The 25214-nt window shown below is 60.5% G+C and carries 32 protein-coding genes and 1 pseudogene; 4 read left to right on the forward strand and 29 right to left on the reverse strand.

The window, feature by feature from the left end; all coding sequences use genetic code 11:
- Positions 1-276 precede the first annotated feature (276 nt).
- Positions 277-345, forward strand: a pseudogene (locus tag HMPREF1224_RS46160) (hypothetical protein); the annotation flags it as partial.
- 130 nt (positions 346-475) lie between these two features.
- Here HMPREF1224_RS46160 and HMPREF1224_RS0111915 read toward each other — a convergent pair.
- The 8 genes from HMPREF1224_RS0111915 to HMPREF1224_RS15960 form a co-directional block, all read right to left on the reverse strand.
- Positions 476-859, reverse strand: a complete 384-nt coding sequence (locus HMPREF1224_RS0111915) for a DUF2388 domain-containing protein (protein WP_010793113.1) — start codon at positions 857-859, stop codon at positions 476-478.
- 92 nt (positions 860-951) lie between these two features.
- On the reverse strand, positions 952-1299 hold the full coding sequence (locus tag HMPREF1224_RS15940; RefSeq protein WP_010793114.1) for a DUF2388 domain-containing protein: 348 nt from the start codon (positions 1297-1299) through the stop codon (positions 952-954).
- A gap of 129 nt (positions 1300-1428) precedes the next feature.
- Positions 1429-1674 (reverse strand): hypothetical protein, encoded by a 246-nt coding sequence (locus HMPREF1224_RS0111920; protein ID WP_004354886.1) that lies wholly within the window; start codon positions 1672-1674, stop codon positions 1429-1431.
- On the reverse strand, positions 1671-2159 hold the full coding sequence (locus HMPREF1224_RS0111925) for a hypothetical protein (protein ID WP_031628295.1): 489 nt from the start codon (positions 2157-2159) through the stop codon (positions 1671-1673). The genes HMPREF1224_RS0111920 and HMPREF1224_RS0111925 overlap by 4 nt, the downstream gene beginning before the upstream one ends.
- Positions 2160-2263: 104 nt before the next feature.
- Positions 2264-2527: a hypothetical protein gene (locus tag HMPREF1224_RS15945; protein WP_003160542.1), complete on the reverse strand. Its 264-nt coding sequence runs from the start codon at positions 2525-2527 to the stop codon at positions 2264-2266.
- Between the two features lie 35 nt (positions 2528-2562).
- Positions 2563-2826 (reverse strand): hypothetical protein, encoded by a 264-nt coding sequence (locus HMPREF1224_RS15950; protein ID WP_003160543.1) that lies wholly within the window; start codon positions 2824-2826, stop codon positions 2563-2565.
- Positions 2823-3191 carry a hypothetical protein gene (locus HMPREF1224_RS15955; RefSeq protein WP_003160544.1) on the reverse strand — a complete coding sequence of 123 codons (369 nt, stop codon included), beginning with the start codon at positions 3189-3191 and terminating at the stop codon, positions 2823-2825. Before HMPREF1224_RS15955 ends, HMPREF1224_RS15950 begins: the two co-directional genes overlap by 4 nt.
- Positions 3188-3817 (reverse strand): glycoside hydrolase family 19 protein, encoded by a 630-nt coding sequence (locus HMPREF1224_RS15960; protein WP_010793116.1) that lies wholly within the window; start codon positions 3815-3817, stop codon positions 3188-3190. Before HMPREF1224_RS15960 ends, HMPREF1224_RS15955 begins: the two co-directional genes overlap by 4 nt.
- A 59-nt stretch (positions 3818-3876) precedes the next feature.
- Between HMPREF1224_RS15960 and HMPREF1224_RS44040 the strand changes: the two genes are divergently transcribed.
- Positions 3877-5520 (forward strand): D-glucuronyl C5-epimerase family protein, encoded by a 1644-nt coding sequence (locus tag HMPREF1224_RS44040; RefSeq protein ID WP_157787407.1) that lies wholly within the window; start codon positions 3877-3879, stop codon positions 5518-5520.
- A gap of 62 nt (positions 5521-5582) precedes the next feature.
- On the opposite strand, the gene HMPREF1224_RS15965 is transcribed toward HMPREF1224_RS44040, so the two are convergent.
- The 4 genes from HMPREF1224_RS15965 to HMPREF1224_RS15980 all read right to left on the reverse strand — a co-directional run bounded on the left by HMPREF1224_RS15965 (position 5583) and on the right by HMPREF1224_RS15980 (position 11572).
- Positions 5583-5822, reverse strand: a complete 240-nt coding sequence (locus HMPREF1224_RS15965) for a hypothetical protein (protein ID WP_010793118.1) — start codon at positions 5820-5822, stop codon at positions 5583-5585.
- A complete protein-coding gene (locus HMPREF1224_RS15970) occupies positions 5819-6121 on the reverse strand; it encodes a hypothetical protein (protein ID WP_010793119.1) in 303 nt (100 codons plus the stop codon). The genes HMPREF1224_RS15965 and HMPREF1224_RS15970 overlap by 4 nt, the downstream gene beginning before the upstream one ends.
- Positions 6121-6930, reverse strand: coding sequence for a hypothetical protein (locus HMPREF1224_RS15975; protein ID WP_010793120.1), 810 nt, complete (start codon positions 6928-6930; stop codon positions 6121-6123). The genes HMPREF1224_RS15970 and HMPREF1224_RS15975 overlap by 1 nt, the downstream gene beginning before the upstream one ends.
- 979 nt (positions 6931-7909) lie before the next feature.
- The gene (locus tag HMPREF1224_RS15980) at positions 7910-11572 is read right to left on the reverse strand and encodes a TipJ family phage tail tip protein (RefSeq protein WP_010793122.1); all 3663 of its coding nucleotides are present in this window, start codon (positions 11570-11572) and stop codon (positions 7910-7912) included.
- A gap of 124 nt (positions 11573-11696) precedes the next feature.
- On the opposite strand from HMPREF1224_RS15980, the gene HMPREF1224_RS45290 reads away from it, so the two are divergent.
- Positions 11697-12221: a hypothetical protein gene (locus tag HMPREF1224_RS45290; RefSeq protein ID WP_128706894.1), complete on the forward strand. Its 525-nt coding sequence runs from the start codon at positions 11697-11699 to the stop codon at positions 12219-12221.
- On the opposite strand, the gene HMPREF1224_RS15985 is transcribed toward HMPREF1224_RS45290, so the two are convergent.
- Both HMPREF1224_RS15985 and HMPREF1224_RS46165 read right to left on the reverse strand, forming a co-directional pair.
- The gene (locus HMPREF1224_RS15985) at positions 12218-12829 is read right to left on the reverse strand and encodes a tail assembly protein (protein WP_010793123.1); all 612 of its coding nucleotides are present in this window, start codon (positions 12827-12829) and stop codon (positions 12218-12220) included. The genes HMPREF1224_RS45290 and HMPREF1224_RS15985 overlap by 4 nt on opposite strands.
- Positions 12830-12894: 65 nt before the next feature.
- A complete protein-coding gene (locus HMPREF1224_RS46165; protein WP_139273656.1) occupies positions 12895-13233 on the reverse strand; it encodes an SPOR domain-containing protein in 339 nt (112 codons plus the stop codon).
- Positions 13234-14029: 796 nt separating this feature from the next.
- Between HMPREF1224_RS46165 and HMPREF1224_RS15995 the strand changes: the two genes are divergently transcribed.
- Positions 14030-14263 (forward strand): hypothetical protein, encoded by a 234-nt coding sequence (locus tag HMPREF1224_RS15995; RefSeq protein WP_010793124.1) that lies wholly within the window; start codon positions 14030-14032, stop codon positions 14261-14263.
- On the opposite strand, the gene HMPREF1224_RS16000 is transcribed toward HMPREF1224_RS15995, so the two are convergent.
- From HMPREF1224_RS16000 to HMPREF1224_RS16065, 15 genes are all read right to left on the reverse strand, one after another.
- Complete coding sequence (locus HMPREF1224_RS16000; RefSeq protein WP_010793125.1) at positions 14244-14486, reverse strand: hypothetical protein; 243 nt, start codon at positions 14484-14486, stop codon at positions 14244-14246. The genes HMPREF1224_RS15995 and HMPREF1224_RS16000 overlap by 20 nt on opposite strands.
- Before the next feature lie 25 nt (positions 14487-14511).
- On the reverse strand, positions 14512-15273 hold the full coding sequence (locus HMPREF1224_RS16005) for a C40 family peptidase (protein WP_010793126.1): 762 nt from the start codon (positions 15271-15273) through the stop codon (positions 14512-14514).
- Between the two features lie 2 nt (positions 15274-15275).
- Positions 15276-16025, reverse strand: a complete 750-nt coding sequence (locus tag HMPREF1224_RS16010; RefSeq protein ID WP_003160549.1) for a phage minor tail protein L — start codon at positions 16023-16025, stop codon at positions 15276-15278.
- On the reverse strand, positions 16022-16360 hold the full coding sequence (locus HMPREF1224_RS16015) for a phage tail protein (RefSeq protein ID WP_003160550.1): 339 nt from the start codon (positions 16358-16360) through the stop codon (positions 16022-16024). Before HMPREF1224_RS16015 ends, HMPREF1224_RS16010 begins: the two co-directional genes overlap by 4 nt.
- A gap of 5 nt (positions 16361-16365) precedes the next feature.
- Positions 16366-19557: a phage tail tape measure protein gene (locus tag HMPREF1224_RS16020; protein ID WP_010793127.1), complete on the reverse strand. Its 3192-nt coding sequence runs from the start codon at positions 19555-19557 to the stop codon at positions 16366-16368.
- A complete protein-coding gene (locus tag HMPREF1224_RS0111935; RefSeq protein WP_012075338.1) occupies positions 19554-19817 on the reverse strand; it encodes a DUF1799 domain-containing protein in 264 nt (87 codons plus the stop codon). Before HMPREF1224_RS0111935 ends, HMPREF1224_RS16020 begins: the two co-directional genes overlap by 4 nt.
- 62 nt (positions 19818-19879) lie before the next feature.
- Positions 19880-20260: a phage tail assembly chaperone gene (locus HMPREF1224_RS16025; protein ID WP_010793128.1), complete on the reverse strand. Its 381-nt coding sequence runs from the start codon at positions 20258-20260 to the stop codon at positions 19880-19882.
- A 9-nt stretch (positions 20261-20269) separates the two neighbouring features.
- Positions 20270-20923 carry a phage tail protein gene (locus tag HMPREF1224_RS16030; protein WP_010793129.1) on the reverse strand — a complete coding sequence of 218 codons (654 nt, stop codon included), beginning with the start codon at positions 20921-20923 and terminating at the stop codon, positions 20270-20272.
- 67 nt (positions 20924-20990) lie between these two features.
- A complete protein-coding gene (locus HMPREF1224_RS16035) occupies positions 20991-21401 on the reverse strand; it encodes a phage tail terminator-like protein (RefSeq protein WP_010793130.1) in 411 nt (136 codons plus the stop codon).
- Positions 21398-22072 (reverse strand): hypothetical protein, encoded by a 675-nt coding sequence (locus HMPREF1224_RS16040; protein WP_010793131.1) that lies wholly within the window; start codon positions 22070-22072, stop codon positions 21398-21400. The genes HMPREF1224_RS16035 and HMPREF1224_RS16040 overlap by 4 nt, the downstream gene beginning before the upstream one ends.
- 3 nt (positions 22073-22075) lie before the next feature.
- The gene (locus tag HMPREF1224_RS16045; protein ID WP_003103397.1) at positions 22076-22465 is read right to left on the reverse strand and encodes a hypothetical protein; all 390 of its coding nucleotides are present in this window, start codon (positions 22463-22465) and stop codon (positions 22076-22078) included.
- The gene (locus HMPREF1224_RS16050; protein ID WP_010793132.1) at positions 22465-22929 is read right to left on the reverse strand and encodes a DnaT-like ssDNA-binding protein; all 465 of its coding nucleotides are present in this window, start codon (positions 22927-22929) and stop codon (positions 22465-22467) included. The genes HMPREF1224_RS16045 and HMPREF1224_RS16050 overlap by 1 nt, the downstream gene beginning before the upstream one ends.
- Positions 22913-23398, reverse strand: coding sequence for a hypothetical protein (locus tag HMPREF1224_RS16055; protein WP_010793133.1), 486 nt, complete (start codon positions 23396-23398; stop codon positions 22913-22915). The genes HMPREF1224_RS16050 and HMPREF1224_RS16055 overlap by 17 nt, the downstream gene beginning before the upstream one ends.
- A gap of 41 nt (positions 23399-23439) precedes the next feature.
- Positions 23440-24411, reverse strand: a complete 972-nt coding sequence (locus HMPREF1224_RS16060; protein ID WP_010793134.1) for a major capsid protein — start codon at positions 24409-24411, stop codon at positions 23440-23442.
- Positions 24412-24420: 9 nt separating this feature from the next.
- On the reverse strand, positions 24421-25164 hold the full coding sequence (locus HMPREF1224_RS16065; RefSeq protein ID WP_003103389.1) for a DUF6651 domain-containing protein: 744 nt from the start codon (positions 25162-25164) through the stop codon (positions 24421-24423).
- Between the last annotated feature and the right edge of the window lie 50 nt (positions 25165-25214).

Here is a 25214-nt window from a genome sequence, read left to right on the forward strand (position 1 = left end):
CCAACACACTCGCCCCACTCAACAGCTCTACCCTACAAACCTTGACTACCCGGCCAACTATAAAATTCTTCAAAAATAAATATTGAAAAAAATTTCTGATGAAAAACTCATGAATGAATACAGGTGCCGGACCGACGGCAGACTTATAATCATCTCGGCATCCCACCAGCCCCGGCTCTTGCACGCATTCACACTAGCACGCTCATCCCGCCCCTCCTCCACCTCCATACCTGATAAAATCCCTCGCCCTGCTCCGCTCTCCCTGCCGAAGTCCCGATGCGCCCAGAACCGACCAACGCCCCCGCCGCCCTCTCACGCCGCTTCTCCGTTGCGCCAATGATGGATCGGTCAAACTATAAAAAATTACCTAATAAAATCATATAGATACGAAATAAACTCAATTTGCTGTAGCAAATCCGTAGCAAAGTCATCCTAGCCGCGGATCTCCTATAGGCCCTTTCACTAGCACCAGCGGCTAGCGGGGCGGATAGGTCAATACCGCCAACGCCAGTTGCAGATCACTGTAGCGCGCAAGCTCGGCGCGCTGGCGCAAGGTGTCCAGCACCGCTTGCAGCATCGCACCGCGGATCGCGCCGTTGCTAGCCATGAAAGCGGCCGCATCGTCATGCGCCAGCTTGAGCTTCCGGTCGTAGCTGCTGATTTCCTTGGATACGTCTCCAGAGAGTTCTGTACCTTCTCTTGGGTCGCTGGTGCCGATGGTCGTTGTCGCCAGCAATATCGAACTGTAGAAACTGCTGGCAATAACGGGGTGGTCCTGCCTATCCCGCGTTAGGTCAATCCCGGCGTGGACAGGCAGGCATACCAGTAGTTTGACCAGCAGCAAGAGCTTGGATGACATGAAAAGCCCCGATTGAATGCCATCCTTTCGTTGCCATCTTTGGCCAGGCATAGTGATATCGCAGCTTTCCGCCCTAGCGCTTGCTGCCGCCATCACTGCATCTCACTACGCGCCAATAGTCCGGTAGCAAAGGAGCTCAGTTCCAGCCTGGGTTCAGGAGTGTCGGCTTGATATTTCCTCCAGGCGCGCTCCAGTTGCACGCCGTAGATTGCTCCTTCTGAGGCTACAAATGCTGCCGCGTCCTCGCGGGCATAGGCATAGCTGCTGTGCCCGAAATGATCGCTTGTGTGGCCGGTTGCTGAAGTGCCCATTACAGTGAGAATGACGGTGCCACGGGCAAGCTCCTCCAATCCGTCCGAGACCTCGGCGGCGACGCATATCTGACAGGAAAATACGATGTGGAAGAGCCAGATGCGGCCCCGACGTTTTTTCGTTTCCATAACTTGAACATCCTCTGTTCGTCATCGGCTATACACCGCTTGTCCATTACCAGACGGCCAAGCCGGGGGCAGGGTCTTGGGCTGACGTAGCGTTTTTCAATACCATCACTTCGGCCGGCCTGCGCGCCATCATTCATCTGCTTTTGAGAACTTGTCCCGTCGAAAAAAAAGGTCAACCCCGAGGATGCCAAGGCAAATCCCCAAGATGTCAAGACCAAAGCCTGCCAACTTGACCGAGGAGAAGCGAAGAATAAGCACCCAAGCCGCAACAAACACAGCGATTCCAAGCCACTTCCGGACCTCCCTGTTGCGCACTAGGTGACCGACCGCAACAATGACTACAGTCCAGATGGCGAACTGGATGACATCATTCATGCAGGTTCTCCAGCACTCTGGACGATCTCCGACTTGACAGAATGCTGGGGCCCGATCCCGCCGGACACCTCCCCTTCAACGCTGATAATGACGTCTCCAGCGTGGTAGGTCGGCAAGGCCTGCTGAGTAGCCCAACGAACTGCGAGGCCGCTGCCAACCCCAACAAAAGTGTTGATGCGTTTACCGGCTACACCCGCAAGCATACCGACCATGCCAGCAACGGTGACACGCTGCTGGTTCAGAGAGTCAGCCTGAGCTCGGGTCAGGGGCAGCGAGACAAAAACCCTCAGTATGCAAGGTCGGTCCTTTGCCTGCATCCGGTCGAAAACCTCAACCGCAAGATCAGCAGTCGCGTGACTGGCTTTCACTGACGGACAGTACTTCATGTGAAGCAGCCGGCTGCGCTCCGCCCATGCGAGGCGAATGATCGCCAAGCTGAAGTTGATGCCGTGCTGGCTGTGAATATGCGTCCGTTCGATATCCATGGCGTTCCTTCCGTGCTTCGAGCGCGCAGTTTCGGTAGCCAACAACACCGCAACCACTAGCAAAACAGCTAGCTCTCAACATCCACGCCCAGACGGAGTTAGACTCAGCGCTCCGCCTCATAGGCAGCAACGCCCGTCCCTATGGCACGCCACTCATTCTGCGGCATGCGCGCGTCGCAGATGAATACCTCGACTTCGCCGCTTTCCTTCGGCTCCGCCGGCCGGATCGCTGCATGCCGGAGAATCGTCTGCATGTCTGGGACGTAGCTGCTCTCCGAGCCGTGGAATGACCAGATGCCAAACTTCCCTGCTCCACCCACCTGGTGGTCGAGTTTCACCGACCAGCCCTTGAATCGAATGACCAGCATCGCCCTGCTCCGTAGGAAAAGGTTGTAGTCTACTCCTAATTCTGACAGGCCCTGTTGGCAGCCAGCAGTTGGGCTTCATACCCGATCCGCTGCCGCCGCTCGGCCAGCAGCGCGCGGACCTTGGTCTGTAGGTCGTCGCTCTTCTTCAGCCCAGCCGCTGCCCAGGCCGGCACCTCGACCGCGGGCGCTCGGCACGGCACCGCCACCGGAACTTCTACGCGCACCGTGCGCGGCTCGGCTTCCTGCCGGCCGGCGCATCCCACCAGCGCGACAATCATCAGCATCAGCACCACCCTCATAGACCCAGCTCCTGATCGATGACCGCCTCGGCGGCCGCACACTGCTCACCGGCGGTTCGCTGACTCAGCAGGCGTTGGGCTCCGGCATACTGCTCCGCGGCCTGCTGCCGCCCCCGCTCCACAGCCTGCGCGGCATCCCGGGCGCGCTGCTCGCCGGCCATGCGCAGCGCGGCAACCTGCCGGACCTGCTCTGCCACTGCGGACTCCAACTCTCCCCGGGAGGCACGGCAGGCAGCCAGATCCGCGCTCGCGGCATCCAACTGCGGCCGGTAGTGTCGCGCGCCGAGCCAGACACCGCCGGCGGTGCCGAGGCCGACCAGCACCAGGCAGGCCAGCGCGACCGATAAAGCGCGGGCGGAGATCACGACAGCACCCTCTTCGCCCGCTCCCACAGCGCCAGGCGCTCCGCATGGCCGTTGAGTCCACCGTTGATCCGGCGGGTGATGGCTGCGAACTCGCCGCGGTCGGCCAGGTCGTTCAAGCCGTGACTGGCCCACCACCAGGCCGCCGAGATCGCCGCCCACTCCGGTTGCTCGAGCAGTTCGGGTTCCTGCTCCAGCGGCTGGCCCAGCCCGGTGCCGGCGGCGCGGTAGTTCGACCGGCCGGTGATCTGTAGCAGCCCGCGCCCGCGGTACCGCCAGCCGTCGCCCGATGCCTCGTCGCCATTGCCGTTGCGCGAGGCGTAGGCGTTGTTGGCGATGGCTCGGGGGTTGCGCGCCAGGCGCTGCGCCAGGGCGTTGGGCTGGCCGTCGGCGCCGAGGTACCGGCTCGGCCAGGTCGCAGCCAGGCCGCGGGCGCTGTAGTTGAGGTTCTCCACCAGGTGGGTCAACTGGCCGCTTTCGTGGCCAACTTGGGCGAGGAACGCCGCCGCGCGCACCGGCGACGTGATACCGAACCGGGTCATCCCGCGGTTCAGCGCACCAACAAAAACGCCGGCTCGAGGGCCGGCGTTCGGGAGGATATGCAGCAGTTGCTGCTCGGTGATGGGCATAGACAACCTCACTTCAGGTAGAATTCTGCCGCCTTGTAACTATGGATGAATGCAAGCCAATGAAACGCTCCGCCTCGTTAATTGCTTTTCTGCTCCTATCAGCCTCCCTGCACGCCGCTGAACACCCTCAAAAGTCTCTTGCCGCGAGATCAGCGGTAGAGCTAGCGCCATTCCAGTGGTCTTGGATGGATCCTGTCTCATACGATGAAGCAGGTCTTCAAAAAACGGCGGCCAAAAAAGATCCGCTTCGACCATTCTTCTTAGCGTTCAGACTTCTTGTGGAGCACGAAAAAACCGGGGAAGAAAAAAGTCTGACCAGTGCAAAGAGAGTACTGGACTTCATGCTTGATGAATATCAGCCAGCAACTAGAGAGGCAGATGGGACTCGATGGTTCTATGGCTTTGACTATGACCGAGGCATCAAGGCGCCTTGGTGGTCAGGAATGGATGGCTTCTTCGGACCAATGACACTGTTTGCAGGGTGGCAAGCCACTGGTGAAGAGCGCTATCGAGAAGCCGCATTGAAAAGCGCGAAACTCATGATTCGACAGCCAACCGAAGGCGGATCTCTTTGGAGAGATGGTGACTCCTGCTGGATTTCAGAATACTCCTGGAATGGGATAACTAGGGATAAAGAGTACCATGTGCTAAATGGCCACCTTTGGGGGCTTCAGGCGCTCTATATGCTAGCAGAAGCATCTGGTGATAAAGCCCTAAACGAAGCATACCAATGCGCGCGCAAGGGTACGCTTGACAGACTCCCGGAGTTCTATAACTCGACAGGAAGTTGGACTTGGTACCAGCTTGTCCCAAAGGTTATAAACCCAACACACTATAACATATTAGAAACCGCACAGTTCAGAGCGCTGCATGCAATAACCAGAGACAACGCTTATAAAGACCCGGAACAGCGCAGAATCGCGGCATTTCAAAAAGCATATCCTCTATACTTAATCGAAACAAAAAAAGGACTTGAAATACAGTTCTCAATGATGGGGGCGCCAAATGCTTACTGGACAGATACTTACCCGGTTACAGTAAGCTGTACTGTTGGAAACAAAACCGTAAGCCAAACCAACAAAGACGCCTACAGCACCAAACCAATTCATGAACGGATGATATTACGACTTCCAGTCAATAAAGTTCCGAAAAAGTGCTCAGTATCCGTGAAAAGCAGCATGGATATCGCCATGTACACTCAAAGTAAGTTCAAAACGATCAAATCACCAGTTGAAGATTTTGTAAAATTCACACCATTACCATCTATGCAAGCCTCAAGTCTTCAAGAAGGAATTATACACATCACCACAGAGAAAGGTGATACCGCAAAGCCCGGTGAGGGAAGAGTCATGTTTGATGTAAACCGAGATCTATCAGAGTCAGAAATGATTGGCATGGTAATACATACAACTGAGGACTCTCAGCTAGGAATTGTTCTTGATGGCGCAAACGAAAAACGGGCAAGCAGCTACTACCCCGTAATAAAGTCAGGAAAAGACAATATAGTAATCTTCAACAAGCTTGGATTTGATAAAGGCTCAGAGCTAGAAGGCCACATAGCTAAAATTATGCTTAGGTTCTATACAAAACCTAACGAAAGGGACAGAGACATAGAAATCAAGGAAGTATCAGTTATCAGAAATACTGCAAACCTTGAAGATTTCTTAAGACGCAACCAGTCAGCAAATTTCCATCAGCAGTAAAAAAATCGGCGCATATTCAATTACCGCATATGCGCCGATAATATTCTATATCTCCCTGATTCCTACACGCCGCCCGTCTCCGGCAGCGGATACCTGGCCTTGATCTCCTCGACCTTGGCGACCCAGGCGCTGTAGTCCGGCTCGGTACCGGCCTTGATCGCAGCGAATTCAGCCTCGGTCTTGAGCGGGTCACTCTCCAGGCGGTAGGCATTTGCTCGCGCCACGGCTGCGGCATCGTACTCAGCCTGCCTGCGCTCTTGCGCCTGCTGTTCGGCGGTCTTTACCTTGCTCCAGTCGATCATCGCGGTAACTCCACAGGTCCATCGGCATCGATCAGCAGCGGTTCAGGGAAGCGAGCAGCGGCACTGGCATCATCGGCCAGCGGGAACCGCAGACTCAGCTCCAGCCGGCCGGCACGTCGCACTGCGGGACCAGCAAACCACTTCGACCCGATAGCCTCGGCCGGCAGTTCACCGCCGTCCGGGAGCGGAGTGAAGTCGAACGCCTGGCCATTCACGATGAGCACATCGCCATCTCTGCTCAGTGACAGGCGCTCGTCGCTGCCTGGCAGTGGTGCGTACGGTGACAACTTGATGATCATCAGAACCACCTCCCGATGGCGACGACCCTGTTATTCCTAGTCTGAGCGCCTGATGTGAATGATGCCGACGATATGCAGAAGAACCCCACCCCAGCCGTACCCGCGGATGGATTGAAGTAGGTCGCTCCCTGGTTTCTCGCCGACACGCCAGAGTCATAGTCTCCACCAGCACCAGAAGCGGAGACAGCCCCAGCGATGGGGTACGAGGAACTAAAGCTCGCCGGGTACGACCAGTTCGCACCGACCGACGTGACCCCAGCGGTGAAGGTGAGAGTGTTCGTCCAACAAATCTGCGTCCCATCCGCGAACCGCACATACTCCCCGTTCGCGTTACTCCCGCGATCAATCACCGCACCGGTCGGTACGCCGCTCGACTGCGAAACGGCGCCGAGGATGCTGTCTCGCGAATACAGCGCGCCCGAACTACCGAGCGCTTCGCGGACAGCCGCACTGCCGAGGCCGAGATCCCCCCGCGCTGCCGCCGCATTTGCAGAGAGCGCCCAGGGCTTAATCCCCGCCAGGGTTGCCCCCCACTGGCTGGCGATCAGGTTGAATCGATCCGACAGGTCCTTGTCGTAGCCCAGGATCGGCGCCACCGCATAGGCCTGGCCGCTGGCCGTGCTGCCCTGGTAGTTGGGCTTGATCGAGATGACCGTCGAACTGGCGACGTTTGTGACCTCGTACCAACGTCCATCGGGTCCGCGAAATGCGTCGCCGACTCGGGCATTGGACGAGAACTGTGTGCCGGTACCGGTAACGGTCGGGCTATTTGCGGTCACCGCCACGGTTCCGGTTGAGTACCACGCCATAGAGTTCTCCTGCTATGCAATGGCCAGAAGAGGCCATGGGAAAGGTGTTCGTATTGCGTCTTGCCCAGGTCCGCCGACTTGAACAGTTGCTACGACAGTGTTTCGGGCCGAAGTAACAAACCCAATGGAGCACTCTCCAGTATCACCTTGGGGCGGTTGCGCCTGTACATTGAAATGACTAACCAGAAAATACCCATCGGTCCCATGCGGCCACGGCGCTGACCATGAATGCAACGTGTAGTACCCAAGATAATTGCCATTCGTTCCGTAATAATTCAGCAGCTGGGTACCACTTATGAACCGAACAAGATCCCTATTACTGTCAAATACCACTCTTGACTGATTGTCAAATATTTGCATCCCCCATCCGCCAGTTTTCGGCATGAACACCGCGCATGCCTTCCACTTCCCTCCCAGTACGACACCGCTTGTGTCTTGAAACACCTTCACGTAGAAGCTGAAACCCGTCCAGTTCCCAGACGAACCAGCATGTTGGAACATCGTTATGTGATGCGAACCATTAGGGCAAAAGAAAACAAACGGCGGGAACGGGCTCTGCACCGGAGATGGGTACGAGACGTTGATGATCTGGGCATTAGTGGCTGGGTAGGTACCAGACGCAACCAGATGCAGACAAGGGTGGTCCTGATCGATTATCACCTGACCGGCATTCCCAACAAACTTCGCACCGAAACTCATGAGAACATCACCGCATACAGAGTGTAATTCACTGTTACATCGCCGGACCAACCAAACGTAATAGTCGAGCCGCTAATGGTATGTCTAGGAATCCAAGACCTAGAGTCCGGCGTATTGCAGACGACAAACATGACACCTTTAGAACCGTCGAACCCAGGGACCGTAACTGAAAGCCCCTGGGGGATGTTCCCCAAGTCCCGACGATAGACCATCCTCAATGAGTAATTATTGCTGTCAAAGAGTATTGAGCCGCCGGCTGAACGTGTTCTCATTCCGTAACTCATACATCAAGATTCCCGATCTGGACTCGAAGTACCAAGTTTCCGTCATACACTTTTATTGCCTCTGCAGTCTGGCGCATAAACCCTCCCGACGTTGCGCTGTTCATTGTGAACGCGCCGCCCTTATCCAACTTCCACAGCGGCTCACCGTTGGCACCGAGGGCGGTCGACTGAATCACGTTGCCGATCTTCGCGTTGGTGATCGAGCCGTCCTGGATCATCGCGTTGTTGATGAACATCTGGCCGCCGACGATCGAGACCGGCGCCACGGTCTGCCCGCTGGAACTGTTGAACCAGAGGAAGCGATCAGCCTGGAACGCCATGGTCGTCACGCTCGTACCGCTGTCGAAGCCCAGCTGCCATCCCGCCGCATACTTCTGCCCGTTGGCATGCGCCTGGAGCTTCACGCTGTAGAGCGCCTTGACGTTGCCATCCAGCGAGGTAACCGCTTGAGATGTGGTCTGGATGTTCGCCTCGTTGGTATCGGTGCGCGCACTGACGGTATCCACCCGCTGCCCCAGGGCGCTGTCCGCGTTGGCGCGGACGGTCTGTTCGGTGCTGATGGCCGAGGCGTTGCTCGCAACCTGGCCGGATAGCTGGTCCAGCCGCTGGACGGTCACGGCATTGTTCGACGCAACGACCGACTCCACGGTGGCGATCCTGCCCTCCGCGGTCCCGGTACGCGCTTCAAGCAAGCTCGTCCGCTTCGCCTGCGCTTCATCCTCGTTCGCCCGCACGGTGACTTCGGTGGCGGCTCGAGCAATGGTGTCCCAGCCCTTCAGCGCATCGGCCTTCTCTCCGGTCGCCGGCTCCCGGCGGGCGACAGCCTGCAGAACATCCAGGCTCGAAGCCGCCGCTTCGACCTTACCGTCGAGCTCGGTGATATCCGCGGTGTTGGTGGCCACCTGCTGGGCCAGGCCGTTGGCCGTCTCGATCGACTGTCCGATGTCGGCCCAGTAGGTCGCGTTCGGCGGCGAGGCGTTGAGCGGCACCGCCTGCTTCGCTTGATACAGCCGGCTGCCGACCCGCACGATATCGTTCTTCGCGTAGGTCTTCGTCGGGTCGTAGGCCAGCACATCGGTCAGATTGTCGATCTGGTCCTGCAGGCCAGTGATATCGACCTGCATCTGATCGATGTCGGCGAAGAACTGCTCGCCCAGCGCGGACTCGACGTACTCCTTGGTGATCAGCTCGTTGTACTCGCTCGCATCCGTCGAGCTTATACCGTCGACCCAGGCCGACCAGGGGCCGACGTTGCCGGTCCGGTCGATCAGCCGCCCGCGGAAGGCCAGGCGAGCGCCGGCCGCCAGCGAGGTCAGCGTGTGGGTGTCGGTCGGGTATGCGAACAAGCCCAGGGCAGTTGCGTTCTGTTCGCTGCCGCCCGGGGTAACCGACTGTTGGATCTCGGTGTAGGCGGTGTCCGCCGCGCCACTGGCCGGGAATGCCCACTCCAGGCCGATCTTCCACGGTCCGCTGGTGGTACGCAGGAACGCCAGCGCCGGTGGCGCGCCGGTCTTACCGCTGAGCTGGGTCAGGATCGAGCTCTTCCAGACCGACGTGATGTCGAACGCCGACACCGCGCGCACCCGCGCCAGATAGCCTCCTGCGTAGATGCCGGTCACATCGACGCTGGTGGTGCCGGCACGCGGCAGGCGGATCCAGTTGCCGCTGTCCTTCTTCCACTCGACGTCGTAGGCGACAGCCCCTTCCACGGGGGGCCAGGCGATGGTCATCGTGCTGACCGCCAACCCCTGATCGAACTGGTAGTGCGAGGTCAGCGTGACGCTCGCCGGCGGCGCCACGGTGGTGATCGGGATAACGCTGATCGGCCGGCTCTCCAACTTGGCGCCAGTGTCGATCGCTGAGAACTTCCCGGGCTCGTACTGCAGCGCAGTGATCTCGAAGACACCCCGCTCCGGCTGGCTGACTTTCATCACACGGTAGAGCGGCACCGCCAGGTCGTCGGCATCGAGGGTCCAGACCAGTTCCGGTAGCGGGGTCTCGCTGTAGGCTGTCGTCACGGTCACCGCGCGCCCGGCAACCGACTGCACGGTTCGCGCCTCAGCCTTACCGCTGGGCAGGTTCAGGAGCAGCCGGTCGCCAGCCTTTGCCTGGGTATCGCGATCCAAGGTGATCACTCGGCCAGCAACCGCAGAAACCCGCCCCCCAATCTCCCGTCCAGCCAGCAGCGCGTCAGCCACCGGAATCACCCATCCCGGCAGCGGAATCGCCCCGTCCATACCGGTACGGAACGTTACCGTGCGATCCTGGCTGTTGGTTAGGATCGCCCATTTTCCGCGCCGCTGGGCCTCACTCTCGCGGGTGCAGCCAATGGCTGCCACCTCGACCGGGTTGTCGCCGTAACGCCGCTGCAGGCGCTTATCGGTGGCCACAGCCACGTCGGTGTCGTAGTTGTTCGCCGGATTGTCGTAGCTGACCAAGGCACGGCTGTAGCGAGTGCGCTCACTGGCCGAGCCGTAGCTGAAGCGGCCGTCGATGACATTGGCCCTGGTGTAGGCGAAATCGACGTCGGTGGCGCGCGGGATATCCGCCTGGATCTTCAGTTGGCCCTGGGCCCAGTACGCCATACCACGGTAGATAGCGGTGAGGTCGCGCAGCAGCTCCCAGGCCCCGGCGCGGCTTTGCAGGTTCAGGTTGCAGGTGTGTCGCGGCTCCTGGCCACCCTTCCCATCCGGCACCAACTGGTCGCAGTACTGGGAAATCCGGTACATCTCCCAGCGATCGACCATCCAGGCCTTGATGCGTTTACCCACACCGAAACGATCGTTGGTCACGATGTCGTAGGTGTGCCAGACCGGGTTGTCGGTCCAGGCCTGTTTCATCGTGCCGTCCCAGATGCCGAGGTAGGCCCGGGTCTCCGGATCGTAATTGCTCGGCACTTGGACCTTCCGCCCGCGGCAGTGGACTGTGACAGCCGGAATGTTGCTGAACTGCTCTGCGCTGAACTCGACGTACAGCAGGGCCGTGTTCGGGTAGCGCAGCTTCGCGTCGATCACCTCGGTGTAGCCGGCGATCAGCATGGTGTCGGCGATGCGGTTGTTGTTCTGGTTCGGCGTCAGGCGGCGGACGCGCACCTGCCAGCCATTGGTGGCCGCCGGCAGGTCGATCCGGCGGGAACGCTCGTAGCGGGTGGTGGTCTTGCCATCGACGGCCTCGCGCAGCACCTCCTGATAGGCACCGCCGTCGGTGGCCAGATCTACGGCATATTCGATCCGGTACCCGCCGATGTTGCCGTTGGTGTCCTGCTGCTGGAGCGCTGGCCAGGCGAAGCGCAGGCGCACTGCGGAAAGCTGGGTATTGCTCAGCGAGCGCACCCAGGGCGTATCGCTGCGCAACTCGACGTTGACACTGGTTTCGTTCTCAACGGCAGGGATGCCCGGGATGTAGTCCTGGTCCACCGACCCCGCGCGCCACTCCCACTTAACGTTGGGGAAATTCAGGTTACCGCTCGGATCCATCAGCGGGGTGTTGTCGAGGTAGATGTCGCGCTCGCTCGGAACGCCGGCGAACTCGCCCTCGCCCACGGCGAGCAGAATCTTGGCCATCGCGACCGAGCGCAGGCTGTCGGGTGCCTCGACCGGCTGTTTCGGCTTGCTACTGCCGCCCTTGCGGCCGGCCAGGTGCTGGTGTTCTGCGCCCATGCTTTCCTCCGGGCATGAAATAGCCCGCACATAAGCGGGCTATCTAAAGTGCTAGTAGAAATTCACTTAGCGGGTTTATCTATATAAATTGGAAATTCAAATTCACTTTCAAGGAATGAAAATCATGAGCAACCAAGAGAAGGCCTCACGATCACATTGGATTGAGTGGTGCGCCCTGATCACTTCAATAACTGCCGTAACCCTAAGCGCATATCAAGCCTATACCCTTAAGGAACACAACTACATAAGCGTCGAACCAAGAGTAAACTCATACCTATCCCTTAAAGATGATTACAAAATGATAATATTTAATAACGGTCTAGGGCCAGCATATATAGACAAAGTAACATTCTACGAGAATGGCAAGGAGATAGATGGAAACATTCTACACGCACTAGCTAAACAAGGAGTATCCCCATACTGCGCAATTGCCGGAATGCCTCGCCCCAACGACTCACTAAAAACAGGGGAGGAAATCGTCCTTGTAGATATCCACGATAACAAAGAGTGCACGACCTCAAGGCTTATATTCACAACATTACAGCCGCCAAACACAAGTTTCGACTACCAAATAGACTTCAGCTCTATATATGGCAAAAAATTCTCTTACAGATACTCTCTAAACAAGCAAGAAAGCATTCCTAATTAAATTTTGTCTTCCGAATAAATCGACGCAGAAATAATCGCCCCGCCCCAGCGGCGCTTTCCATAGCAGATCGGCACCGGGTTCCCGCTGGCGGTGGTGTTTCTGGCGCTACCGAAGGCGTAGCTGGGAAGGTTCTCCGGAGCCGCGCTCTGCTTCAGGCCCTGGGCTTGGGGGCTGAGCATTTGGATGACGCCGCCGATCGCCATCGCCACACCGGCTGTCCCCATAGCCCCCGTCAGACCACCGGCAGCGGCGAAACCACCTGGGCCGGCCATGATGGTCGCCGCCACGATAAGGGCAACGCCCACAATCGTCTGCACCAACCCGCCACGCTTCCGGCCACGCATGACCGGAGCAATGCGAATTTCCTCGGCGCCCCCGAACTGCAGCTCATCTTCGGAAATGTTCCGTTTCCCACGGAATACAGCGAACTCCAGACCTCGCAGGTGGGCATTGGCGAGGAAGCGCTCGAGGCCTGGAATCTGCACGCACAAGGCCTTGATCGCTTCAGCAGTCGACCCGACGAGCATACGGTACTCCCGACCGAACTGCCGGAGCGCGCCGTAGAGTTTGATGGTGGTCATCGGAGTGTGGTGCGCTGCGGTGGTCATGTGTTTCTCCAGGTAATAAAAAACCGCCCGGAGGCGGTTTTCAGAAGTTCAACACGGTTCAAGAGCTAGTTCTTATACATCATGACAAATCCATCGACACCCATTTCTACTCTAAGCATAGCAAGCTGAGCTTCAGCACTTTCTCTTTTCTTCCATGGCCCAACGAAAATCCTCAAGACTCCATCACCACTTTTCTCGGTGAAAACCGGGTAATGAAATTTCTCCAGATTACTCAGCAACCATTCCGACCTACCTGCAACTGAAACTCTTGTAACCCAGTATGGGGTAGATGCACTAGGGTTAGGGACATCGGGCTTTATTGGCATAAACGCAATAACGCCTTTGGGCAGCTTACTTGGTTGACATGCACCTTCAACTACCCAAGGATCAATATCTCCAACCATGGCGTCAAGGCCGCGCTCTTCGCGATTGACCACAATATAAGGCTGAAAACCGGTATATCCTCCGAAAGAGTTCTTGGCGTTTACTTCTCCGCAATATAGACCCTTCCGAACCTCACGTTCATTCTGAAATTTGGAATTGCGGATCCTTCAACTTTTCGGAGACCGCATTCCGAACTTCACGCTCTTTGCTGCAGCCTACAAGGGCGACAGCAAAGCAAGTCATGACGAATATCCCCTTCATACCCCCTCCATAGCTATTGATGGGACTCTACCATCACCGCTCCAGCGCCAGAACCCAGCAGGTTGTTGGCCTGAGGTAGTCAAGGAGCGTTCTCGGCGCCGCAGTACCAGACGCATCCGGCCGTACCTCTGGGTCTACCTCAGTCGTTTCAAGACTGGATAGAATCACAGTGCCACCACCAACTCAGGTCCCGTAATCTTAAACAGCCTCGTCAAAACAGAACGCGAGGCCGCAATAGATATCTGCCACAGCTACAAGGAGCATTTTATGGCCGAAAAGTCGTATCTAACTGGGAAGTGGGCAATCTTCAAGAGCAGAGCCTCGACGGAGGTGCTTGGTTACATCGTGGATGGCATTGGACAAACGACAGTCCCTGGACAGCCACCCTTCAGCATTATTGACTCTGCGCTCTTTGCCCCTGACGGCACCAGGCTCGGCTACCTAGCTCCATTGGAAGGAAGCTGGGTGGTGAACCTGGGCGACTATGAGATAGGACACGTACTGCGTGCCCTGCCGTAAGACACTGGAAGGTATTCACCTGACCATGGAGATCGCATGACCATTAGAAGTCTCGTCCACAACCTGCCTAAAGACCCGGACAATCCCGGCTGGGTTCTAGGCTGGGCGGTTGTCCAAAGCGCGCCTTGGAGATTCATGGATATTTATGCGTCCAAGGAAGCAGCGGACGCCGAGGCGGTACTGCTCGGCGAAGGCTTCGCCGTCGAATACGGCTCGCACGAGGTGGGCACTGACAACTTTGTCGGCGGACTCACTCCACCGTCAGCGTGATACGTGCATCCTTCGGCCCAGACAGCCTGAAGTCGAAGGAGCACTCCCCGCTCTTCAACTCCGCGGTAAGCCCTACCTCGCCATGAACCATCCGGCGATAGCCGGGGCCGCCACAAACCTTCCCAGAGAATCGCTCAACACCCACTTCTTGGCTTCCCTTCAGCACAGCGATCTCCGCATTCCCTGCGAGATAGCTGATGCGGAGTTCATAGACTTGAACCATTGATTCCTCCAGCGGCAGCGCCGCTTCAGTTGGTTTTCGCTTCTCGATGACGCAATACCAGTCGCGCCCGTTCAAGCCACGGCCCGCCGAACACGATGATTTCTGAGGGTTTCCCATACAGGTGGTGCAACAGGAACGGCCCGGCGCCGAAGTGTTGCGCATCCTCGCCAGGTAGTGATGGGTCGTCCGCCAGGTAGATCCCAGCGTGGTTCGGGTGCGCGGTGCGCCCCACCGCCATCACGATCATGTCGCCGCGCTGCGGCCGGTCCACCCGGATGAAGCCAGCAGCCTCGAACCGCTGTTCGTAGAGGCTTGGACCGTCTGCCCGCTCCCACCAGCCATCGGCACGCTCGAAGTGCGGGAACTCGATGCCCCACTCCCTCTGGTACCAGTCGGCGCAGACCTGCCAGCAGTCCTGCACCCCATGCACGAACGCGCGCCCGAGCAGCGGCACCTGATCGACGGGCTCGATGGTACGCAGGTCGCCCTCCGGCCAGCTCAGGATGTGCCAAGTCAGGCCCGAGGCGTTGCACATCGCGACATCTGCGGCACTCGGTCGGCTGGTGGCATCGGGGTGGCTATGCACCACGGCGACGATCTCTCCCTGGTCCTCTGCCTCTGCATACGCCTCCGGCGCGATGCGGAACTCCTCGCCGGCGTCGGCAGCGGTGTTTTCGCAGGGAACGTATCGCTGGCTCCGGCCAGAACGGATGATCAGTCCGCAGCACTCGCGCGGATACTCTGCCGCAGCGTGCTTCTGCACGGCAGACAGGATGTGCTTGAGCATGGTCAGCTCCTGGCGATGATCGAGACGGCAGGGAAGCCGCCGAAGGGCAGTTGGTTGCCTTCACCGAAGCGCGGGATGCAACCGGTGCCCAGGCAGCCATCACACTCGTCCCGGGCTGGGTCATCGGTGGGGTTGCCGTCGATGTCGAAGTACGGGCCGGTGTAGCCGCAGTCGGGCCCGCGGTACCCGCCCGTCATCGCCCAGTGGCACAGGGTGGTCATCTGCCGGCCGACCTGCTCGCCGCCAACGTCGCCTGGCGAGGCCAGTTCCCAAGCGACGTACTGGCCGTCCTCGTTGGTTTTCTGGTCCAAGTACCAGATCTCGACGATCTCCTGGGAGGGATCAGCGTCGGGATTGCCGCCAGGGAAGTTCGCCGCGTCCAGATACTTCGCCAGCGTCGTCCGGATGGTGAGGCGGAACTGGAGCAGGTCCTCGAACGCCAGGCAGAGCGCCGTAATCCGGCCATTGACGTTGCCGGCGGTGAAGCTCGGCCGCGCCGCAGTACCATCGCTGTTCGCCTCAATGCCCTCGATCTGCACCGGCCAGGCCGCGTATTCATGTCCCTGCCACCAGATCGGTTTCGCCGGTAATTGGTCGGCGTTGGCGCCGGCGGCGGCCAGTTCTTGGGGACTATGCGGTATAGCGTGTCCATGGAACCGGACCACGTCGGCGCCGAAGTCGCTGCCGTCAAGTTCGAACAGCACGACCTCGCCGCCGGGCTCCAGCTTCTGGATATCGGTGATCAGTGTCATGGATGGAATGCCTGTTCAAAGGTCGCGGTCAGCCGGTAGACCCGGCCGCCGAGGTTGACGGGCCGGTAGCCCGCACAGGTGTAGAAGCCCAGGCCGCCCAGGGGCGGCGTCCAGAGGAACGCCCGCGCTCCAGCGTGGCGGTCCAGGAAGTCCATCGCGGCCTTGATGGTCGCCGCCGGCCCGGTGATGGAAACCGGCCAGCTCTGGGACTTGCTGTTCAGGCCTTCGCTCACCAACTGCTTGTAGCCGTCACCGAATTGCGCAGACCTGGTGGCGAAGGTGATGTCGCCCTCGCCACCGCTCTCGGTGGCCCAGGTGAAGGTTTCGATTGCCATGTGCCCTACCCGTTGATGGCGCGGCCGATCGCACCGTCACGCCGCAGATCACGCGCCAGGAGTTGTCGGTACTTCTGCTCGACGAACGTCCCGATGTCGCGACCGAACTGGTCCAGGCCAGGCTGGCTGCTGGAGACGTTGGCCGAACCATCCGAGGCAATGTTCACCTCGACGTTGATCTGCGAGCTACTGCCGCCCATAGCGCGCACACCGAGGGCCCCGGACGAGGTTCTGGTCAGCGGCATCACGGCCTCTGGCCCCGCTTCGCCCATCACACCCATACGGCCGCCGCTCATGCCGAACGCAGTTGGCGTGCTGACCACGCTGTTGGTGAAGGCCCCGCCAGTGGCGAACATCTGCACGCCGCCGGCGAACGCACCACCGTTGGCGAACAGCCCGCTGTTGCTCACCAGGTTGTCGACACCAGACTGCGCGGCAGCGTTTCCATCGCCGAAGAATCCGCCGAAGAGGGACGAAAGGGCCTGCGAGGCAGCGGCGCGCGTTGCAATCCGCGCCATGTCGGCCAGGATGCTCTTGGCGAAGTCGGAGAACGACAACTTGCCGGTCGTGGCGAAGTTGGCGATTGAGTCCTCCATGCTGCTGAACGCGCTGGTGAACAGGCTCTTGGTTTGACCCGCCACGTCCCGAGCACTCTCCAGATAGGTCTGGAAGGCAGAGGAAGCACCGCTGCGCCAATCCCCTTGGGCCTTGGTTATCTTGTCGTAGTTCGAGATCACCGTATCCCGGTACTTGTCTTCGGCTTCCGCCAAGATCACCAAGTCACGTTTGTAGTCTTCCTGCGAGTACTTGTCCGGCGCTGTGCGGCGGCGGTCCAGCAGTTTGGCGCGCTCGTCATTGAAGCGGTCCGTTGCGCCATCCAGACTACTCTGAAGCCCAGCCTGGCGATCACCAAGCCCAAGGGAGTTCGCCGCTCGAGTCCCGGCTGCCGCAAGCGCAGCCCGCTGCCGCTCCAATTGATCGACATAGGCCTTAGTGGCGGCCTTCTGCCGGGCGAGCCTGCCATCCTCGTTCGCAGCCAGAATAGCCAATTCCGTGTCCGCGTCCTTCTGCGCCTTGACCATGGCCGACCTGGCGTCGGCGATCTTCTGGTCGAGTTGGATTCGCTGGGCTGCCGACGTTCCTTGCTTCGCCCTGGCAGCCTCCAGCGCTGCGATTTCACGCTCGTAGGCATGGGTGACCTCATCCCGCTCCTGCTGGATGATCGAGATCCGCTGCTGCGCGTAGCTTTCCGCGCTGATCACGCCTGCGCGTTGGGATGCCTCCAATTCCTTTTGCGCGTTACGGTAGGTCGCGGTGATCTCGGCCAAGCTGTTCTTCGCGGCATTGGCCGCGCGTAGGTCCACCGAACCGGCGGAGCCCTTCTGGTCCTTGTACTTGGCGTTGATGTTGGCGATCTCGCGATCGATGGTCGCCTGCTGCAGGCGGTCATCGTTCGGGTTCACCTCGCGGATCGCCTGTAGATCCTTCTTGTACTGCTCCAACTCCTTGGCGCGCTTCTGCTGGTTGGTCAGCGCCTCCCTGGAACGAGCGTCGATCCGGTCAATAGCATTCTGGGCGGCCTGTTCAGCCCGAGCGCGCTCGCCGGCGGTTCTGGCATCGTCCTCCATCGCCTTCTTCCGCTCGCGGAGCATGTCGAGCTCTTCGCGCAGGCGGTTCCGACTCTCGTCGCGGTTGCCGACCAGGCCGAAACCACCTTGATCGAGCTGGGCAAGGCGCCGCTCCACGTCGGCGATCTGGGAGTCGATGTCCTGGCGACCAATGCTCTTGGCATCATCCCACGCGCGCTTCGCAGCACGTGCGACTCCATCCCAAGCACGCTCAATCCAACCCAGGTTCTCCAGAATCTTCGGGGTCCGCTGGTTGATTGCGTCAGCGTAGGCCTCAGTCGCCAGCTTCACCGCGCCGGCGTGATCCCCCTGCTCCTCCAGCGCCTTGATCTGCGAGTAGACGGATGCGGTGAGGTAGTTGTACTGCTCGTTCAGGGCCTTCGAGGCCTTCACAGGGTCCTCTCCCAGCCTCACGAACTCGGCGACGGTATCCGCTACCGCGCGGCCAGTTGCCTCCTCCATCGAGAGCGCGGCCTGAGTGATGGCAACGAAGCTTTCGCTGGCCAAGTCTCCCTTGCCCGCCAGGGTGGCCAGCACTTCGGCAGCAGCTCCGGTCGTGCCAACCGTATTGCTGACTTGGCGCGCCATTTCGCCCAGTCCAGAGGCACTGGTACCAGCGTAGTTGCCGGTCATGATCAGCGCCTTGTTGTATTCGCCCTGTTCCTTGCTTCCCAGGTACGCCGCCGCAGTCACACCACCGATCGCCGCTGCCAGCAGCCCAATCGGGGCCAGGACGCCGATAACACCGCGAGCGGCGCCGCCGGCGTTCACACCGATCTCGGCGATGTTGTGGGCGGCGACCCGCCAGTTACCGGTGGAGAGGGCGTTACCCAACTGCAGCACGTTCTCGCGCGCTTCCTTGCTGGTCAGCCCGAGCTTGTTGATCGCGCCGCCGGTCCCTTCGATGTCCCGCCGCTTCGCCGCGATCTTCTCCAGGCCTGCGGCCAATCCGGCGTCATCCAGCCCGCCGGCGGCGCGCAGCCCACGCAACGCGGCTTCCTGCTTCTCAAGCCTGGCCAACGCGGCGGTCACCGGATCGATGCTGTTGACCGTGCGTTGCATCGCTTCGATCTGACGGTTCTGCGCCGCGACCAGGCGCTGCTTCTCGGCGGCCTCCTTGGTTTCCGCTTTCTGCAACCGGTCATAGGCCGCACCCAGGCGATCCTGATACTGCGCTTCGTCCTGCAGCGTGGTCAGGCCGGCCTTGCGCGCCCGCTCGAGCAAGCTCTCGGCGCGAATCAGATCGTCGATGTTGGCGACGTTGCCGGAGAGCGCCCGTTCCAACTGGCTGATGATGGATATCTCGCCAGCGGCACTGTCGTATACCTTCCGGCTGGCAGCAGCCTGGCGTTCACGCGCACCGGCCGCCTTGTCGACACTGCGGGCAGCGTCCTCCTCCGCGCGCGACACTCCCTTGGTGGCCTGCTCGAGGCCCTTGCTGGCGTCGGACAGGTTGTCGATCGCCTGTTCGGCCTGATCGGCGGAGTCGACCAGCTTGTCGAGGTCCTCGGCCGCCAAGGCGGCCGGGCTCGAATCGACCTTGATGCCCAGTTCGGCGAAATTGCTCATCCCGACTCCCTCTGCTCGCGGAAGGTCCGCAGAGCGGCGTCTTCCATTACCCGGATATCCGCGAACACCGCGGCTTGCTCACCAGCGGCTACGCCGCACATCTGCATCACCACCGGCAAAGCGGTGTAGTCCAGGCCTGTTGCGCCACACATGCCGGCCCGCCACTGGGTACTCATCGCCTCGAAGACGATGAAGGCCGTCCAGTTGCAGGGCCAGAGTTCCATCTGCTCGTCGCTTTCGTCGAAGTCATCCGGCGACAATCCGAACTGCGCCAGCTCCTGGGGGCTGGCTACAGGCCGATAGAGTTCCTGTGCGGCGCGCTTCAGTTTCCCAAGCGCCCTCTGCTGTAGGCGCTCTGGTAAGCCTCGAGGATGGCCTCGGGCACGCTGACTAGGGAGGACACCAGCAGCCGGACGTTGGCCTCGGTGAACGCCTCGTCGAACCCCCACCCGGCCACAACGGCTTGTACCTGCTCGACCTGGAGGTCGATCTGAGCCGTGGTGAACGCTTCCAGAGACTGCTCGCGAGTCTCCTCGACCAAGCGCTTGAACCGCTCTCCCCAACTGCTGTAGAGGTCGGCCAACGCTTCACGATCCAGGTACTTGAAGGTGAATGGCACCTGGATGGACTCCCCGCCGAGGCGGGGAATTTCCACACTGGATTCGAAGGTGGGTGCCTGCGCGATGCTGAACTTCTTCGCCATGACAGCTCCTTAGGGGGCCGGGTTGTAGCGAACCGGGCGGCCATCGAGAGCGATGGTCAGGGTCCGGGTCATGATTTCGTTGACGTTCAGGGTCGGGGTGTCGCTGACCGAGACGTAGCCGTTGTAGAAAACCTCCGATCCGTTGCGCAGCGTCAGGCGGATCACCTGCAGCGCTTTACTCTGGTCCGCCGCCTCAATCACCGCCCACTGCGGCAAGTTGGGGTCGTCGGCGATCGGCATCGAGAACGACTGCGCGTTGCGGAAGGTAGGCAACTGGCGCTGGTCATCGTCCTCGAGGTACTGGTACTGGACGAACTGCTGCTCGCCGCCGGAGGTAGTCGGGTTCATCACCTGCTGGATCTGCTGCCAGGCGAGGACCTTCTTCGCCGAGCCGATACCGCCGCCGGCCGGGTAGCGGATCACATCGGTGGTATCGATATTGCCCAGGGAGAAGGTGTCCTCGGTGGAAACTGCGACCTTGACGGCTCGGCCGTTCAGGCCAGTCCAGCCGGACACCAGCGACACGACGTCACCGACCAGCAGGCCGTGAGCATCTGCGGTAGCAACCGCTGGCCTGGCGTTGGAGACAGCGGTAATCGGAATAGCCGGGCCGTAGGTGGCAGCAATGGCCAGCAGCGCGCCGTTGGGGAGGCTTGCGGACATGGAGTTTTCCTCGTGTGGAAATGAAAAAACCCGCTCATGGCGGGTGCTGGTGTGCCCATGCGGGCGATCAGAAGATGTCGGCGCGATAGCCGATGGAGACTGGTTTAGTATCGGCGATGTCCCCCGATATCCAGGGTCCCGGCGCTGGTGGGCTCACCACCTGCACGGAGAAACCGGGGCGAGACAACTCGCTGTAGAGAGGGAACTGCTGACCTAACTCGGCGATGATGTCTGCGGCAACGCCGGTGCCCTGCCCGCCTGGGACCACGATGCTGATCTGGAACACACCGGTGAAGCCCCGGTGGTAGCCGCCCAAGTCGCTACTGGTCGTGCCAGCGGGCAGCGTGAAGCAGCGTAGATATATGGCACCCGACGTCGGTTCGAACGTCACATTCGGGTACGCGACCGGGATCCCCTTGGCCTTCGCCCAGACGTCCAGGCGAGCCTCGAACAGTTGCTGAATGATCTCGTGACTCATACCTGGTTCGCCCTGACGGCGGCCTCCACAATCTGCTGGAATTCGGCGATGGTCACCCGGACCATGCCAGCCGGCGCCTGGCTGGAGTGCCCGTACTCCAGCGGTACCGCATACGGCAGGTTGTTCACCAGGTAGGCGGTATCACCGAGCTTCAGCGGCTGGACCCCAGCGGTCACTGCAGAAATTGCCTTGCTGCCAGTCGGGTCGACGTCATCAATCTCCCCCTGCGCGGCCGTGCCAATGCTGAACTGCCAGTTGGCCCGAAAGCGCCCGCCAACATACCCGCGCCCGACCACCATCCCGTTGACGTCGAAGTTCTGGTCACGCTCCGCCTTGGTCAGCGGCTTCGCGTGCTTCACGCCTCGACGTAGCTTCCCGTTCCTGGTGAAGTTGCTCGGATTCAGGTTGATCAGGGTGTTGCGAATCGCAACGTTCTCGTCGTAGCGGTCCGCCGCAGCACTCGCTCGCTGGCGGTAGGCGACGTTCGCGGCCCACCGCTCCGGGTCACCGACTGGAGATTTCTCGATCACCTTGACGGACAGGTCCAACATGATCCGCTGGTAGATCGCATTGCCGGCAGCCAAGGCTTGGTCGCGGAACTGCGCCACCGCTGCAGCGAAGCTGCCCTGGCGCCCTGAGTAGCGTTGACGCATGCGAGAGCCACGGGCCATGCGCTACCTCCTCGCCTGCGCGACGAAGCCGATGTCCAGTCCGGCGTAGTTCCAGGCTTTCGCAGTCACCACCTTGAAGGCCTCGCCGTCGAACTCGATACGGTCGCCGTTCCTCGGCGCCGGCATGTCCTGCCCCCCGAGCTGCACTGGTGACATGATGATCTCGACATCACCCTGTTGGATCAGCGAGCCATCGATAACCCGCACATCGTAGTCCTGGCGCATGCCGGAACCATCGAAGCGGCGCTCTATGGTTGGACTTCCACCGGTCGCCGGGTCGTACTCGCCCTGCTCGAACTTGGTCAGGCGTAGTTCAAGCCCCCTACCGCCCTTACTCCGCGGTGCCAGCATACGAATGGCCATCGCCCGGGAACGGTCGTAGATATCAGCCATCAGCTCATCCTCGACACCCTGACGTTGAACATGCCGCCGCCGACTGTCAGCGCCTCCACAAGCCGATCCACTGCAACGTAGCGCGGCTGCCCCTGGTTCACCGGATCGGCGTAGACCGTGGTGAGGGGCCCCACCGTCTCGGATTTCACAGCGGAGGCCTGCTGTACCGTGTCCAGCGGCCCGTCGAGGGCCAGCAGGGCCAGTTCGCAAGTTGCGGCCTGCAGTTTCCGGTTCGGCCAGGCCAGGCCGGTGCGTGGAAACTCCAACGGCTGGTCCGGGTCGACCTTCGAGCCTCGGAATTGATAGCTGCGGTCGATGTAGTCGGTCGCCCTGATCAGTGCCGAGGAGCGGCTGTCATTGGAGGCCGACGCCCAGGCAGCATTGCCGCGCTGAGCGTGATACTCGGTAGCCTGGTCGACGGAGACGTAACTGTTGGCGCTGTCACCCTCAGTCACCACCGCCATTGGCTTTCTCCTCGGTCGCCTTCAGGAGCTCGCGCAGCGAATCGGACGTGGCGCCTTCCGGCACCTCGACACCCCGTTCAACGAGACGCGCCAGCACCTGCTCGTCGTTCAACTGCGAGGGCTCCTGGGCCGCCTTCGCCTCGGCGAGCAGTTTCGCCAACGCAGCCTTGCCTGCACGCCCATCGAACGCGACGCCGAGGGTCTTCAGGTCAGCCTTGATTTCGTCGAGGGTCGGCTCGCCGTCCTGGCCGCCCGAAGCCTTCGCAGCACCGCTGGTTTGCAGTTCGATCAGGTCGTAGGCCACCGAGTATGCCCGCGGCACCTCGCCAGCCACCGCATCGGCCTGTTCGAGGAAGTCACCCTGGCGATAGGCGAGCGGATCCCGAATCGTCAGCCCATTGCGCTGGGCGAACTCCATCTGGTCCGAGGTCGCCGGGCCAGCTACGAACCACAGAATCTTCTTGGTCATTGTCCACCTCATGAAAAGGGGGCCTGGCGGCCCCTCTGCGGCTACTTGCTCAGCACCAGAACGCCGGCGGTATCTTTGACGCTGGTGGCGGTGCGCTCCCAGTTCGCCGCGGTGCCGATCGCGGTATCGTTCGGCGAAGCGCCGCCCGTACCGGTCTTCCAGGTGTAACCGAGCACGCCCAGGTTGTAGCTCCATTCGGCCTGGTAGACCGAACCCAGGTTCTCCTTGCCGGTAGTACGGTTCAGAACGGCGTCGAAGTCGTTGTTGCCGGTCACCAGCACCGAGCTCTGCACCAGGCCCAACGAGCGGAACGAAGCTGGGTTGGCCTCGGGATCAGCGCCGGCCGGCACGATCAGCGAGTCGGCGTCGGTCACCACGAACAGGCGGCCGAACGGGTCGCGCATCACGTTCACGCCGTCGTAGGTGAACAGATTCTCGGCGTTCGCAAGAGCGTTGTCGTAGAGATCGCTGACCACGCTGGAATGGAACACCCAGGCCGCGATGGCGTTGGCGCGGTCACCGAACTTGAACGCCGCCTTGTTCAGGGTGCGGAAGGTTGCGGTCTCGGTGGCGCTGCCATGGGTCGCGTCGGAGTGACCGCTGATTGCAGCCACCGCGCCGCGGATGGCGGTGTTCAGCATATCCGCGACCCGTGCTTTACCCAGTTGCTCACCGATGGTCAGGGCCGCCAACGCCGGGTTCTGCAACACCCAGTTGTACTGGGCTGCCTCATACTCGATCGGTGGCGTGCCGGCGGCGACCTTCACCGCGGCGTTGAGCAACTGCGTCAGACGAGTCGCAGCCACGTCGCCGTTGCCGTAGACGTTGCGGCGGCGCACCAGATTGGCGATCAGCTTGAAGCTGGCCTTGATGTCGAAGTCGCCCTGCGCCGGCGCGTTCTGCAGAACGATGGTGCCGGCGGATGCCTGGTTGAATTTGTCGATCGCCTGGGCGACGGTTTCGGTCAGAGCCGTGTAGGTCTGCTTGTTGAATACAGCGAGATCGAAAGCCATGTGGCCTCCTTACTTGATCGTTTCGAGGTAGGCGACCTTCTCGGCCTCTGTCTTGCAGTCGGCGAGCGACTTGGCCGTGCTGCCGGAGGGCTTGCCGCCCGGGGGCGTTCCGCCGCCGGAGTGGCCAGAGCCCTTCAGGATCTGGTCGCGGTAGGGGTACTGGTCGACGAGAATCTCCAGCGCTTCATCGAAGTCGGCGGCCTCGCCGGGACGGGCCTTGCTGTACAGCTTGTTGCCGTGGGCGTCGTAGGCCACGACATTGCCGTCCTCGATCTTCAGGTGCTTACCGAACACGGACTGCACCATGTCGGCCGGAACAGCCAGGCGGTCGGCCACGAACTTCGAGCGGGAGAAGCTGCCGCCGATCTTCTCGGCGTAGAGCTGCTGCTCCAACTGCTCCGCGCGCGTAGTGGCCTCGGTCAGCTTGGTGTCGTAGGCCTTGCCGATTTCAGCCTTCACCTTCTCGATCTCGCCGGCATCCACCAGCTTCTTCGCGTCGAGGTTGGCGACGGTTTCCAGGGCTTTACGCGCTGCGGCCGGGTCCTCGATGCCTTCGAAGTCTTTTGCGATCTTCTCGGCCTTCTCCGCCCGCTCGCGGTGCTGCTTGGCCTCTCCGTTCAAGCGGGTGATGGTGGCTCGGGTACCAACCGCATCGAAAGCGATCTCCTTGCCGTCATCCTCCACGTAAACCGGCTTGCCATCCTGGACCTCGGCGTATTGCTTGCCATCGACTTCGACAGTCTTCAGTTTCATCTCGTCTTTCTCCGGCCATCCGGCCATTGCGATGGGCCATCCGGCCCGGA

The sequence above is a fragment of the Pseudomonas sp. P179 genome (genome assembly GCF_000478485.2).
Lineage (GTDB): Bacteria > Pseudomonadota > Gammaproteobacteria > Pseudomonadales > Pseudomonadaceae > Pseudomonas > Pseudomonas aeruginosa.